Here is a 13,777-nt window from a genome sequence, read left to right as displayed (position 1 = left end):
TGGTATCACGACGAACAACTTATCTCCAAATGCTTGCCCCACTCCGGCGGGCGCTCGGCGTAACGCTCCATTCCAGGCTGTTCCTCAAATGGCTTGCTGAGCACCGCATGCAACCGACGAACCTCTGAATAGTCGCCGCTTTCTGCCGCATCGATGGCTTTTTGCGCCAGGTAGTTACGCAGGATGTACAGCGGGTTGACCGCATGCATCCGTTGGCGGCGCTGGGTCTGATCAAGTTCACCTTCGCGGGTGACCCGGGCGATGTACCGCTCGGCCCAGGCATCGAAGCCCTTGATGTCGACGAAGTCGTCGCGCAAGCGGGCGACGGCCTGCTCGGGTGATTCTTCCCCAAGGCGGCGGAAGAACAGGCTGTAATCGACGCCGCTGTTCTGCATCAATTGCAGCAGCTGTTCCAGCAGTGTCTGGTCGTCGTCCTCGGCGGTCGTGAGGCCGAGGCGGCGGCGCATCAGGTCGAGGTAATGCGCCTGGTACAGCGGCAGGTACAGACCGAGGGTCTCGCGCAGGGCTTCGACGCTGATGAACGGCGTCAGGGCCTGGGCCAGGGCGCTGAGGTTCCACTGGCCAATCGGCACCTGATTGCTGAACGAGTAGCGGCCCTGGTCGTCGGAGTGGTTGCAGATGAAGTTGGCATCGAAGTCGTCGAGGAAGGCAAATGGGCCGAAGTCGAAGGTGATGCCCAGGATCGACATGTTGTCGGTGTTCATCACCCCATGGCAAAAACCGTAGGCCTGCCATTTGGCGATCAGCCCGGCATTGCGCTCGACGATCTCGCGGAACATCGCCAGGTACGGTTCAGGCTGCTCGAGGCATTCCGGGAAATGCATGGCCAGCACGTGCTCGCCGAGTTCTTTCTGCTTCTCGGGGCGCTTGGTGTAATAGAAATATTCGAAATGCCCGAAGCGCACATGGCTGGGCGCCAGGCGCAGGACCATGGCCGCACGCTCCTGCTTTTCGCGCCAGACCGGTGTGTCGGAGCCGATCACGCACAGCGCGCGGGTGGTCGGGATGTTCAAGGCATGCAGCGCTTCGGAGGCGAGGAACTCGCGGATCGACGAACGCAGCACCGCGCGGCCATCGCCCATGCGCGAAAAGGGCGTCTGACCGGCGCCCTTGAGGTGCAGGTCCCAATGCTCGCCGGCCTCGTTATAGACCTCACCCAGCAGCAGGCCGCGACCATCGCCCAGTTGGGGGTTGTAAGAGCCGAACTGATGACCGGAATAGACCATCGCCCGAGGCACCGCGTCGGCCCAGAGCTTGTGGCCGCTGAACAACTCGGCGAATTCGGTGGTGTCGGCCACGGCCGGGTCGAGGTCGAGCAGCGCCATGGCGGCGGGGCTCGCGACCACGAGGCGCGGGTTGTCGATGGGCTCGGGCAGCACGTGGGCGGAAAACGTATCGCCCAAGCGATCGAAGCGATTATCGAAGGTCAGTTCGTCGAGGGCTTTCACCGGCCATCTCCAGCAGAATGTCCGAGCATTCTGCTAGGGATAGGGCGGTTAGTCGAGTTTGGCGGGTGGCGGCTCTTGCGCGGGTTTGCCATCGACCAGCGGCACGATGGTTTTTGCCTCTGACTCGATCGGCACGATCTTGTACTCCTCGCCGTGCAGGTTCTTGAGGTAAACCTCCATCTGCCGGAACGAGATGTTGATGTGCTGCTTCTTGAACTCGCGGTTGATGAAGCGGTTGACCTCATCGATGACCGGGTTACGGTCACCGAGATCGCGCACATGCATGCGCAGCTCGTGATCGAGGGTGCTTTCGCCGAAGTTCAGGAAGTACACGTGCGGCTCCGGATCCTTCAGCACTCGCGGGTTATCACGCGCGGCTTTGAGCAGCAGCTCTTTGACCAGGTCCAGGTCCGAACCGTAATCGACGCCGAGCTTGAGGGTCACCCGGGTGATGGTGTCCGTCAGGGACCAGTTGATCAATTGCCCGGTGATGAACGTCTTGTTCGGGACAATGATGTCCTTGCGGTCGAAGTCGGTGATGGTGGTGGCGCGGATGCGGATCTTGCTCACCGTGCCCGACAGGTTGCCGATGGTGATCGTGTCGCCGATCCGTACCGGGCGTTCGAACAGGATCATGATGCCGGAGATGAAGTTGGCGAAGATCTCCTGCATCCCGAAACCGAGACCGACCGACAGCGCTGCCACCAGCCATTGCAACTTGTCCCAGCTCACGCCGAGGGTCGACAGGGTCGAGACAAAACCGATGCCGGCAATCGCGTAGGACAGCAACGTGGTCGTCGCATAGGCACTGCCTTGCGCCAGGTTCAGCTTGGACAACACCAACACTTCCAATAAGCCCGGCAAGTTGCGCGCGAGGGCGAAGGTGATGCCGATGATGATCAGCGCGCCGAGCATGTCGCCGATGCTGATCGGCACCATGCTCATGGTGGCGCCGGTGCCGCTGGTGTATTCGTAGAGGGTGACGTTGTCCAGGTACGAGAACACCGAGATCAGGTCGGACCAGGCCCAGTACAGCGCGGCCATGAAGCCGCCGAGCAGGGCCAGGCGAATCAGTCGCAGGGACTGTTCGTTGACCTTTTCAATGTCCAGCGTCGGCTCTTCAATCACCGCTTCGCCATCGCCGGCCTCTTTCGCGGCCTGACGCTTGGCCAGTGCGCGCTGGTACGCCAGGCGCCGGGCCGCGACGCTGAGGCCGCGCACGAAGGTGGCTTCTATCACCAGCCAGAACATCAGCAGGTACAGGGTGTTGATCAACCGGTCACTGAGTTTCAGCGCGGTGTAGTAATAGCCGAAGCACACGGCCACGAACAACGCGATGGGCAGGGCGGTGAACAGAATCCCCACGACCTTGCGGAACAGGGACGCGTTCTCGTGCGCCGGGCTGCTGATCAGCAAACGGCTGAGCAACCACGCCATCAGGGCGTAGCAGATCAATACGACCGGCATGCCCAGCACATCGTCGGCCAGCGTTGCCGGCTGCAACTCGGCCACCGCCACCACGGCCACCAGCGCCATGACCACCAGTCCGAGCCGGCGGACCCAGCCCTGCAGGAACTCGACCTGCGGTTTTTCCCAACGGAAGTGCAACTCGGCCACGCCACCCGGCGCGAGGATTCGGTACGCGGTGTAGAACACCAGCCAGGCCTGGGCCATTTGCAGGAGTGCCGCACCCATGTTGGCGTTCTGTCCGCGGGCGTCGATCTGCAGGGCCAGGCCACATAACGCCAGGCCCAGCGAGACCGGCATCGCCAGCAGGATATTGATCAGGATCGCCTGCGGCGTGTGCCACTGGCTGTCACGCTTGAAGTGGCCGATGTCCTGGTGAACCTTGTTCAGTCGGGCATACAGGCTTTTACGCCGCCACAGCAGGGCGCCGATCAACAGCACCAAGGGCAGGAACAGCAAGGGCCGCTGAATCAGGCCATCGCTCAATTCGCTGAGGCTGGACGCCCACGGCAGGGTCGTGACCTGGCGCTGCAAACGTTCCGGGACGGCACGGATCCATTCCAGGTCCAGTGGCTTGTTGCTGGGGATCCAGAACATTTGCTCATCAAGCGTCGCCCGCAGGCTTTGCGCGGTGCTGAGCAATTGCTTCTGATTGAGTTGCAGCGTGATGGATTCGTTGAGCACCGCGCTCAGTTCGCGGTTCAGTCGCTCCAGCAGATCGGCACGGGTGTTGGCCAGCTCCAGCAGGCTTTTGCGCAGCTGCGGGGTGACTTGCTCCGGAGGCTGGGTGGACAGCAAGTTGTCGACGTAGGTGGTCGGGTTGCTGAGCAATTCCCGTTGCTGGCTGACTTCAAACTGATAGAGGCGAATGTCGGCGATCTGGTCGGCGAGGTCGCGGTCCAGTCTGAGGCGCGGCAAAGCCTGTTTCTGTTTGTAGAGAATCTTCGACAGCAGCAGGCTGCCCTTGAGCACGTTGATCTGCTCGTCCAGGGCCGAATCGCTCTGGGTCACGCTGTCCAGTTGCTGCTTGGTCTGCAGGTTTTGCTGGGTAACGATGTTGAGGCGGTCGGTGCTTTTGAGCAGGTAGTCGGACAACTTCAGGTTCGCCGCGCTTTCAGTCGCCAGCAAACTGCTGCCGCCGGCCTTCTGTGCTTCGATGGACTGCTGCGTCACGGTTTCCTGGGACTGCGCCAGGCGCTTCTGGTTGATCAGGTTTTGCAGCTCCTGGATTTCCTGGTCCAGGCGATCGGATTTTTCCGAGAGCAGGTCATGCTGGCTGTTGCCCAGGTCCTGCAACTGGCTGTTGCCGGCCAGCTCCTGGCGGCGTAGCGGGATCAACGCGTTGAGCGCCGCGAGCTCGGCATTGAGCAGGTCGCGTTGCTCGCTGCTCAAAGTCTTGCCGTTATCTCTGCCGGCCTTGAGCAGGTTGTTGATCTGCTGGATGCGCGTCTGGCTGCTGGAAATTTCGGCCTGGGCGCGCTCCGGACGGGTCTGGGCGGTGATCACCAGACTGTTGGCGTCGCCCAGCGCCTTTTGCAGGTCGCTTTGCTGGGTGGAGCGCTCGGTGAGCATTTGCTCCAGTTGCTGGATCGACAGGTTGCCGTAACGCTGGGCCAAGGGCACCGTTTTCGTGGCTTTGAGCCGTGCCAGCTCGCGCTGGTTCTCGACGTTCTGCTTGGGCGCTGTGGCCAACTGCTGCTTGAGATCGGTCAGCTTCTGCTGGTAATCACGCTCGTTGTTGAGTTGCGTGAGCGTGTTTTGCAGGAGGGTTTGCAGGGCTTTCTGATCGGCCTCCGGCAGCTTGCGGTCGGCGATCTTGTCCAGGCTTGCCTGCACGGCTTCGCTGGACGGCGGCTCGGCCGCTTGCAATGTACCGACAGTAAGACTCAAGCCCAGCAGGGCCATCATGAAAAAGGTGCGCAGGGTTGACATAGGTACCGATCTGAAGCGAGACGAAGTAAGGAGTTTAGAGGAACAAGCCCGGGCCGGGGCGAGTTCCTTCGGGGAATCTGACGCCCACTTTGCCGATCTTGTTCCCTTCCATGACCGCAACAGTCCAGATGGTGTTGTTCCACTCCACCTGGTCACCGACCACTGGCGCACCGCCCACTTTATGAGCGATGAAGCGGCCAAGGGACATGTCCGGATCGATGCCTTCGGCTTGCAGTCCGTACAAGGCAGCAACCGCGGCCAGCTGGGCGTCTCCTTCGAGCACGAAGTCGCCGAAGAAGCGCAAATCGAGGCCCCGTTGCGGCGCCTGGCTGAAGAGTTTTCCGAGGGCCGCCAGGTTGTGTTCATGGCCGATCACACAGAGCAAATCGTCGACTTCGAGCACCGTACTACCCGACGGATGGAGCAGTTGCTGGCCGCGAAACAGCGCCGCGATCCGGGTACCTTCGGGCATTTTCAGCTCGCGAAGGGGCGAGCCGATGCACCATTTTTCGGCGCCCAGGCGATACACAAACAGCTCCCACTCGCTGGTGACGTGGACTTCCAGTGCTGAGCGGGAAATCGGCGCAGGCTCCGGCGGTACCGTCACTTTCAAGAGTTTGGCCACCCACGGCAGGCTTGTACCCTGCACCAGCAGTGACACCAGCACGATGAAGAACGCGAGGTTGAAATACAGCTGAGCGTTAGGCAGGCCGGCCATCAGCGGGAACACCGCAAGAATGATCGGGACCGCGCCGCGCAGGCCGACCCAGGAAATGAACGCCTTTTCACGGCCATGGAACGCCTTGAACGGCAGCAGGCCGACCAGCACCGACAGCGGCCGCGCAAACAGGATCATCCACAGCGCCAGACCCAGCGCAGGCAGAGCAATCGGTAACAAATCGTGGGGCGTGACGAGCAGGCCCAGCACAAGGAACATGCCGATTTGCGCCAGCCAGGCCATGCCGTCGAGCATGTGCAAAATGCCGTGGCGGCTGCGCACCGGGCGGTTGCCGATCACCAGGCCGCACAAATAGACCGCGAGGAAACCGCTGCCGTGCAAGGCGTTGGTCAGGGCAAACACCGCCAGGCCGCCGGCGATCACCAGGATCGGGTAGAGGCCGTTCGCCAGGTTGATGCGGTTGACCAGTTGCAACATCAGCCAGCCGCCGCCGAGACCGACGACGGCGCCGATCCCGAACTCACGCACGAAGTGCCCGAGCAGGCTCCAGTGCAAGCCGGTCTGGCCGCTGGCGAGCATGTCGATCAGGGTGACGGTGAGGAACACCGCCATCGGGTCGTTGCTGCCGGATTCGATTTCGAGGCTGGCCGTCACCCGTTCGTTCAGGCCTTTGCCGCCCAGCAGCGAGAAAACGGCCGCGGCGTCCGTGGAGCCGACGATGGCGCCGATCAGCAGGCCTTGGATGATGTTCAGGTTGAACAGCCACGCAGCGACCATGCCGGTCAGTGCGGTGGTGATCAACACGCCGACGGTGGCCAGCGACAGTGCCGGCCATAATGCCACTCGGAAACTCGCGACCCGGGTCCGCAAACCGCCGTCGAGCAGGATGACGGCGAGTGCGAGGTTGCCGACCAGATAAGCCGTCGGGTAGTTATCGAAGATAATGCCGCCGCCGTCGACACCCGCCGCCATGCCCACGGCCAGGATGATGACCAGGATCGGGATGCCGAGGCGGGACGACAGTGAGCTCACCAGAATGCTCGCACCTACCAGCAACGCGCCGATCAAGAACAGGCTGTTGATGGTCGTCGCATTCAAAGGCAGTACTCCAGGAAAACTGAGAGGCGGGCACAAACTGACCATGCAGTCTGCGTGCCAGCGATTCTAACCTGTTGAAATGTGATGCTGTCAAAAAGGTTTTGACGATGGTTGATCGCGTCCTTTCTGGAGGGCGCGGCCCTGTGGCGAGGGAGCTTGCTCCCGCTGGGTCGCGCAGCGGCCCCCAAAAGTCCCACGGTGTTCCAGAAGCAACCCGTGCGCAGGGTTTGCGGCTGCTGCGCAGCCGAGCGGGAGCAAGCTCCCTCGCCACAGGGGGGCCGGGTGTTCGTTACAGGCTAAACCGCCCAACCATCGTGTTCAGGTCCACCGCCAGGCGCGACAGCTCGTTACTCGCCGCACTCGTCTGGCTGGCCCCGGTCGCCGATTGCACCGACAAATCACGGATGTTCACCAGGTTGCGGTCCACTTCCCGCGCCACCTGCGCCTGCTCTTCTGCCGCGCTGGCGATCACCAGGTTGCGCTCGTTGATTTCGACAATCGCGCTGTTGATCGTATCCAGTGACAGGCCCGCACCGCGTGCAATGTTCAGCGTCGATTCGGCGCGTTCGGTGCTGTTGCGCATCGAATCCACCGCGTGCTCGGTGCCGCTCTGGATGCTGCCGATCATCCGCTCGATCTCGCTGGTCGATTGCTGGGTGCGATGCGCCAGCGCCCGAACTTCGTCCGCCACCACCGCAAAGCCGCGACCGGCTTCACCGGCACGGGCAGCCTCGATGGCCGCGTTCAAGGCCAGCAGGTTGGTCTGGTCCGCCAGGCCGCGGATCACATCCAGCACCTTGCCGATGTCACGGGACTCGTTGGCCAGGTCGCCAATCAGGGTCGCGGTGCTCTGCACATCAGCACTCATTCGCTCGATGGCGGTGACGGTTTCCTGCACCAGATCACGGCCATCGCCCGCCGACGTGGTGGCATTCATCGAGGCTTCGGACGTGCTGACCGCATTGCGCGCGACTTCTTCCACGGCGCTGGTCATTTCGTTGACCGCGGTGGCGGCCTGTTCGATTTCGTTGTTCTGCTGAGTCAGGCCACGGGCGCTTTCATCGGTAACGCTGTTGAGTTCTTCAGCCGCCGACGCCAGTTGCGTCGCGGAACCGGAGATCCGTTGCAGCGTGTCGCGCAGCTTGTCCTGCATTTTCGACATCGCCAGCAGCAAGCGGCCGGCTTCGTCTTCACCGTCAACGGTGATCGGGCGCGTGAGGTTGCCCTCGGCGATGGCTTCGGCAGCGTTCAGGGCGTTGGCGATCGGCTTGGTGATGCTGTTGGTCAACAGCCAGGCGAACAACAGCGTCAGGCCGGTGGCCAGTACCAGCAGCGTAATCACCAGGTTGAAGGCCGAGGAATATTGATCGGCGGCTTGCTGATTGGTGTCGTGAGTCTGTTGGGTATTGATCTCAAGCAAGCGGTTGAGAGCGGTGTTCATCGCATCGGAATTGTTCAGCAGTTCGGTGTTGAGCAAGTTGCGCAGTTCGTCGATCTGATTGTTGCGTGACAGGCTTTTCATCCGGTCTTCGATCTGGCGGTACTGCGACAACAGTTGCACATATTGATCGTAGGCCGAGCGCTCCTGCGGGCCGGCGATCAGTTTTTCGTAAGCGGCCTGGGCCGCATGAATTTGCTGGTTGCGACTCTCAAGCAGCTCCATGGTTTTTTGCTGGATATCTGGCTCGCGATTCACCAATAGACGATAGGACAGCACCCGCAGGCGCAGGGACAGCTGGGTGAATTCATCCAGCGCCTTGATGCTCGGCACACTGTTAGTGGTGATCTCCTCGGCGGCGCCGCGAATCTTGCTCATCTGGTTCAAGGCAAACACCCCCAACACCAGCATCAAACCGCCAATCAGCGCAAAACCGAGGAACGCCCGCGGTGCGATATTCATATTACGAAGGGACATGGTGTTTACCGAAAAGATGCACCGGTACGGCGCTGAGACTGACGTATGGATGACTTATCGGTCATGCGACTAAAGTCTTGAGCGCCTGCGCGAATTTGTCACAGCGACTCATACCCTGTGGCGAGGGAGCTTGCTCCCGCTGGGTCGCGTAGCGGCCCCAAAAATGGGACTGCTGCGCAGTCCAGCGGGAGCAAGCTCCCTCGCCACAAAGTGTCACGCTTTGCTGATAAGGGTTGTGCGAGGGCATTGGTTTTGACCCGTGGCGACGAAGTGCAGGAACCAGATCCGCCAATCACAGTCTTTAAAGTTCGCGAGGAAGGTCGTCCGCCAGGAAAATCAAGGCTTTGCGCCCCAATAACCCTGGCATCCATGGTGACTTTTCTTTATCGTACGCGCCCCTTGAAAATGCTCGGAAAATCAAAATGTTGGAAGCATCCCTAAGCCAATTGGAACAACTGGTCAGCGACCTGGTGCAACAGAACCAGACCCTGCTCGGCACCAACCAGACCCTGAGTGCAGAACTGGCCCAGGCCAAGGATGAAAACGAAAGCCTGCAACTGAGCCTGATGGAACAGGAAGAAAAACAGGGCGCCACAGCGGCACGCATCCAGGCCCTGGTTGAACGCGTCAGCGCCGGTCCGGTCAGCGCATGAGCGTCGGCGCCGCAGGGGTAAAAGTCGTCTCGATCCTGGGGGAGGACTATTCGATCAAGGCGCCGGCCGGGGAAGAACAAACCCTGCTGGACGCCGCATTAATGTTGAAAGCCGCTTTGGCCGAGACCAAAAGGAAGTACCCGGCGCTGATCGGTGACCGCTTGTTGGTCCTGGCCGCGATGAATCTGTGTTCCCAGCAGATCGAAATGAAAAAGCAGCACAAGCTCGAACTCGACCGTTACCAAGAGCAAGTCAGCGCCACGGTTGAAGTGATCTCCAAGACGATCAATCAGGCCTGATCGGCTTTGCGCACAACCAAAGAATAAATTGTCGGCGTAGCTGTATACGATCGGCACGGCTGTTGCAGTGTTTCAGCCTCTTATTCTTTGGGGGTGCTCCATGCAGTTCTGGCGTCGCAGTATTCAATGGCAGTTGATCTTGAGCATGGGCACTGCCCTGCTGGTCAGCGTGCTCATCGTGGTTGGCATTTATACCCTTGTGGTCAACCGCCTCGCTCAGAGCTATCTGGTCGAACAAGCGCTGCCGTCGAGCATTGAGGCGATGCGAAACGACATAGAGCGCATCCTCGTTCAACCGCTTACGGCCGCCAAGGACATCGCCAGTAACAGCATGGTCCGCGACTGGCTGGCCGGGGGCGAAGAGCCTGCCCAGGCTCCAGGGTTCGTGCAGTATCTGGAAGGCATTCGCGCAGAACATAAAGCCTTCACTGCGCTGATCATCGGGACCGCATCCAGCCACTATTTCACTGAAAAAGGCCTGGACCGGACCCTCAGCCGTTCCAATCCAAATGACGCCTGGTTTTACTCGTTCCTCGACGGCAACCAGGCGCGTACCCTCAATATCGATAACGACAAGTCCACCGGAGAATTGGCGCTTTTCATCGACTTCAAAGTCGAACAGGCCGGTGCCGGTAAAGTGGTGGGCGTTGCCGGGCTTGGCCTGAGCATGAAAGAGCTGTCGGAGCTGATCCACAACTTCAGTTTTGGAGAGCGTGGCAAGGTCTATCTCGTGCGTTCCGACGGTTTGATCCAGGTTCACCCGGAGGCACAGTTCAGCGGTAAACGTACCTTGTCCGAGCAGATTGGTGCCTCGGCAGCGCAGGCCGTCATGGGTCAAAAAACTGCCACAAATAGCAGTTTCGTGCGCGATGGCGAGGATTTTCTCGCGTTGAGCTTGCCGCTAAGGGACTTGGGCTGGACGTTGGTGGCCGAAGTGCCCCAGTCGCAGATTTTCGCCGAGGCCCGTCGTGCCATGTGGATGAGTACTGGCATCGGCCTGGCGGTGGCGCTGGTGTGCCTGTTGCTGGTGGTATTGCTGGCCCGTGGGCTGGTGCGGCCGATTCGCCAGGTAACGGCGGCGCTGGTCGCCATTGGTAGTGGCGGCGGAGATTTGACTCACAGGTTAGATTCCAGCCGCGCCGACGAGTTGGGCGACCTCGCTCGCGGGTTCAATCGGTTCCTCGACAGCCAACGCGACATGATCGGCGAAGTGCTGACCACCAGTGAGCGTTTGCGCACGGCAGTCAGCCAGGTAGCGCAGGTGGTGGATAACACCGCCGGGCGCTCCGGGCAGCAGCAGGAAATGACTGACATGGTCGCCACCGCCGTCCATGAAATGGGCCTGACCGTGCAGGAAATCGCGCGTAACGCCGGCAATGCAGCACTTGCTTCGCAAACCGCTCGCGACGAAGCGCTGCAAGCGCGGGAAGTGGTCGGCGGGTCGATCCGGCATATCGAGCGGATGTCCGACGAAATCGGCGTGGCAGCCGGCGCGGTGGGTGAGTTGGCCGATCAGGTCGCGTCCATCGATCAAGTATTGGCGGTGATTCGCGGGATCTCCGAGCAGACCAACTTGCTGGCGCTCAACGCCGCCATCGAAGCGGCGCGCGCCGGCGACATGGGGCGCGGGTTTGCCGTCGTCGCCGATGAAGTGCGGACGCTGGCGCGGCGGACCCAGTCGTCCACCGACGAAATTCAGCAGATCATCGGCAGCCTCAAACAGGGCGCCGAGAACGCGGTGTCATCCATGCATTCGGGGCAGGCGGCGACGGGTACCGGCGTTGAATCGAGCCAGCGCACGGGCGCGTCATTGACGGCAATTACCGGGCAGGTCGAGCGCATCAGCGACATGAACCACCAAGTGGCGACCGCGACGGAAGAACAATCGGCGGTGACGGAAGAGATCAACCGCAACGTGCAGGGCATTTCCGACCTCGCGCGGGCGACGGCGGGAGAGGTCAGGGCTTGTCGCGAAGACTGTCAGACGTTGCAGCGGTTGGCGGATGACCTGGCGCGGCAGATGGGCGGTTTCAAGCTGAGCTGATGGGGCGCCTGTTCGGACGCCATCGCGAGCAGGCTCGTTCCCACATTTGAGCGCGTTGTCTGGTTAAACGCGGCCCCCTGTAGGAGCGAGCTTGCTCGCGATTGGATGTCAGCAGCACCACAAGACTTAGGCTGGCCCCCTAATTTGATTTCTTGTGCCCACAAACTATGTGCACTCCAGATCAAATGTGGGAGCGAGCCTGCTCGCGATTGGATTTCAGCCGCGCTGGAAGGCTGAGATCAGAACCACTCATCCTGCATGTTCAAACACACATCATCCCGAGCCTCAAGAATCGCCAGCTCATGGTGGCAACCCGGTACTTCCCACGTCAGGAAATACCGCGCCGCCTGCAGCTTGCCTTTATAGAAGCTCACATCCGCCGCATTGCCTTTGGCCAACCCTTCTTCGGCCCGAATCGCCTGCTCCAGCCAGCGCCAGCCAATCACCGTGTGCCCGAACACCTTCAGGTACAGCGCCGAGTTGGCCAGGCTGCTATTGACCTTGCCCTGCCCCAGATCGGTCAGCAAACCAAGGGTCACCGTTTGCAAGCGCGCGACCAGTTTCTCCAGCGGTTCACGCAATGCGGTCAACGACTCGTAGGCATGGGCGCGCTCGGCGGTGTTGGCGATCAGGCGGATCAACTGCTTCAATCCCGCGCCGCCGTTCTGCGCCAGTTTGCGCCCCAGCAAATCCAGCGACTGAATGCCGTGGGTGCCTTCGTGAATCGGGTTCAGACGGTTGTCACGGTAATACTGTTCCACCGGATACTCGCGGGTGTAGCCGTGGCCGCCGAGAATCTGGATCGCCAGTTCGTTGGCCTTCAGGCAAAACTCCGACGGCCAGGATTTGACGATGGGCGTCAACAAATCCAGCAACTCATGGGCCTGCTTGCGTTCGGCCTCGGTTCCCAGCGTGGTGGTGTCATCGAACAACCGCGCGGCGTACAGCCCGAGGTCGAACGAGCCTTCGACGTAGGCCTTCTGGGTCAGCAGCATGCGTTTGACGTCGGCGTGCTGAATGATCGCCACGGGTGCGGTGTTCGGGTCTTTGCTGTCTGGCACGCGGCCCTGCGGACGTTCGCGGGCGTACTCCAGGGAATACAGGTAACCGGCGTAACCGAGCATCACCGCGCCCATGCCGACGCCGATGCGCGCCTCGTTCATCATCTGGAACATATAGCTCAAACCGTGATGCGGCTTGCCAACCAGGTAGCCGACGCACTCACCGTTATCGCCGAAATTCAGCGCAGTGGACGTGGTGCCGCGCCAACCCATCTTGTGGAACAGACCGGCCAGCAGCACGTCGTTGCGCTGGCCGAGACTGCCATCATCATTGACCAGAAACTTGGGCACGATGAACAGCGAAATACCCTTCACCCCGGCCGGCGCGTCCGGCAATTTGGCCAGCACCATGTGCACGATGTTTTCCGACAGCGGGTGATCGCCACCGGAGATGAAGATCTTGTTGCCCTTGAGTCGATAGGTGCCGTCAGACGCAGGCTCGGCGCGCGTACGAATATCCGACAGCGACGAACCGGCGTGGGGTTCGGTCAGGGCCATGGTGCCGAAGAAACGCCCGTCGATCATCGGTTGCAGGAAGCGTTGCTTCTGCTCATCGGTGCCGAAGCTTTCGATCAGGTTGGCCGCGCCCATGGTCAAAAACGGGTACGAGGTCGATGCCGCGTTGGCCGACTGGAAGTGCGCGAAGCAAGCCTGGGACAACAGCGTAGGCAGTTGCATGCCACCGGCGTCGAAACTGCGCGCGGCGTTGAGGAAACCGGCTTCAAGGAAGGCGTCCACCGCCGGCTTCACTTCCGGAATCAGAATCGCCTGGCCGTCCTCATAGCGCGGCTCGTTCTCGTCGCCCTTGCGATTGTGCGGGGCGAAGAACTTCTCGGCGATGCTGCGGGCGGTGCCGAGGGCGGCATCGAAGGTCTCGCGATTGTGCTCGGCGAAACGCTCACGCTGGGTCAGGCCCTCGGCATCGAGGACTTCATACAGCTCGAAAGCCAGATTGCGGGAACTGAGCAACGTCTCGGACATGGCGGCCTACCTTTTATTGGGATGGGCCGAGTCTAAGATGGGGAATAGAGGCTGGATAGGATGATTGATAAGGGTGATGTTGGAGCCGCGCAGAAACTTAGCAAACACCACAAACCCCTGTGGGAGCGAGCCTGCTCGCGATGGCGGCAGATCAGTCAATATTGAAGGTGACTGACAGA

Annotated in this window: 7 protein-coding genes and 3 pseudogenes; 4 read left to right on the top strand and 6 right to left on the bottom strand. The window is 61.0% G+C overall.

What is annotated here, in order from left to right:
* Positions 1-5: 5 nt before the first annotated feature.
* From selO to EJA72_RS29610, 5 genes and pseudogenes are all read right to left on the bottom strand, one after another.
* Positions 6-1,469 (bottom strand): protein adenylyltransferase SelO, encoded by a 1,464-nt coding sequence (gene selO, locus EJA72_RS08115; protein ID WP_178129176.1) that lies wholly within the window; start codon positions 1,467-1,469, stop codon positions 6-8.
* Positions 1,470-1,517: 48 nt separating this feature from the next.
* Positions 1,518-4,868, bottom strand: coding sequence for a mechanosensitive channel MscK (mscK, locus tag EJA72_RS08110; protein ID WP_157710976.1), 3,351 nt, complete (start codon positions 4,866-4,868; stop codon positions 1,518-1,520).
* A 34-nt stretch (positions 4,869-4,902) separates the two neighbouring features.
* A complete protein-coding gene (locus EJA72_RS08105) occupies positions 4,903-6,645 on the bottom strand; it encodes a potassium/proton antiporter (RefSeq protein ID WP_157710975.1) in 1,743 nt (580 codons plus the stop codon).
* Positions 6,646-6,934: 289 nt separating this feature from the next.
* A pseudogene (locus tag EJA72_RS29615) lies at positions 6,935-7,531 on the bottom strand (methyl-accepting chemotaxis protein); the annotation flags it as partial.
* A 306-nt stretch (positions 7,532-7,837) separates the two neighbouring features.
* Positions 7,838-8,494, bottom strand: a pseudogene (locus EJA72_RS29610) (MCP four helix bundle domain-containing protein); the annotation flags it as partial.
* 488 nt (positions 8,495-8,982) lie between these two features.
* Between EJA72_RS29610 and EJA72_RS08095 the strand changes: the two are divergent.
* The 4 genes and pseudogenes from EJA72_RS08095 to EJA72_RS29600 all read left to right on the top strand — a co-directional run bounded on the left by EJA72_RS08095 (position 8,983) and on the right by EJA72_RS29600 (position 11,556).
* Positions 8,983-9,213: a hypothetical protein gene (locus EJA72_RS08095; protein ID WP_008149645.1), complete on the top strand. Its 231-nt coding sequence runs from the start codon at positions 8,983-8,985 to the stop codon at positions 9,211-9,213.
* Positions 9,210-9,512: a cell division protein ZapA gene (locus tag EJA72_RS08090; protein WP_157710973.1), complete on the top strand. Its 303-nt coding sequence runs from the start codon at positions 9,210-9,212 to the stop codon at positions 9,510-9,512. The genes EJA72_RS08095 and EJA72_RS08090 overlap by 4 nt, the downstream gene beginning before the upstream one ends.
* 100 nt (positions 9,513-9,612) lie before the next feature.
* Positions 9,613-10,692, top strand: a pseudogene (locus EJA72_RS29605) (cache domain-containing protein); the annotation flags it as partial.
* A gap of 18 nt (positions 10,693-10,710) precedes the next feature.
* Positions 10,711-11,556 carry a methyl-accepting chemotaxis protein gene (locus EJA72_RS29600; RefSeq protein WP_372240689.1) on the top strand — a complete coding sequence of 282 codons (846 nt, stop codon included), beginning with the start codon at positions 10,711-10,713 and terminating at the stop codon, positions 11,554-11,556.
* A gap of 239 nt (positions 11,557-11,795) precedes the next feature.
* Here the strand turns inward: EJA72_RS29600 and EJA72_RS08080 are convergent, their stop codons facing one another.
* A complete protein-coding gene (locus EJA72_RS08080) occupies positions 11,796-13,598 on the bottom strand; it encodes an acyl-CoA dehydrogenase (RefSeq protein ID WP_157710971.1) in 1,803 nt (600 codons plus the stop codon).
* Positions 13,599-13,777: the final 179 nt, after the last annotated feature.

Origin of the sequence: Pseudomonas sp. PB120 (assembly GCF_009761815.1) — a bacterium.
Taxonomy (GTDB): domain Bacteria; phylum Pseudomonadota; class Gammaproteobacteria; order Pseudomonadales; family Pseudomonadaceae; genus Aquipseudomonas.
The sequence above is the reverse complement of the archived record's forward strand: the minus strand, read 5'-3'. Positions and strand labels throughout refer to the sequence as shown.

What these genes read in the sequence shown, in the direction of transcription:
- EJA72_RS08095 (WP_008149645.1), top strand. Translation starts at nt 8,983, where the DNA reads ATGTTGGAAGCATCCCTAAGCCAATTGGAACAACTGGTCAGCGACCTG.
- EJA72_RS29600 (WP_372240689.1), top strand. Translation starts at nt 10,711, where the DNA reads ATGATCGGCGAAGTGCTGACCACCAGTGAGCGTTTGCGCACGGCAGTC.
- EJA72_RS08080 (WP_157710971.1), bottom strand. Translation starts at nt 13,598, where the DNA reads ATGTCCGAGACGTTGCTCAGTTCCCGCAATCTGGCTTTCGAGCTGTAT.
- mscK (WP_157710976.1), bottom strand. Translation starts at nt 4,868, where the DNA reads ATGTCAACCCTGCGCACCTTTTTCATGATGGCCCTGCTGGGCTTGAGT.
- EJA72_RS08090 (WP_157710973.1), top strand. Translation starts at nt 9,210, where the DNA reads ATGAGCGTCGGCGCCGCAGGGGTAAAAGTCGTCTCGATCCTGGGGGAG.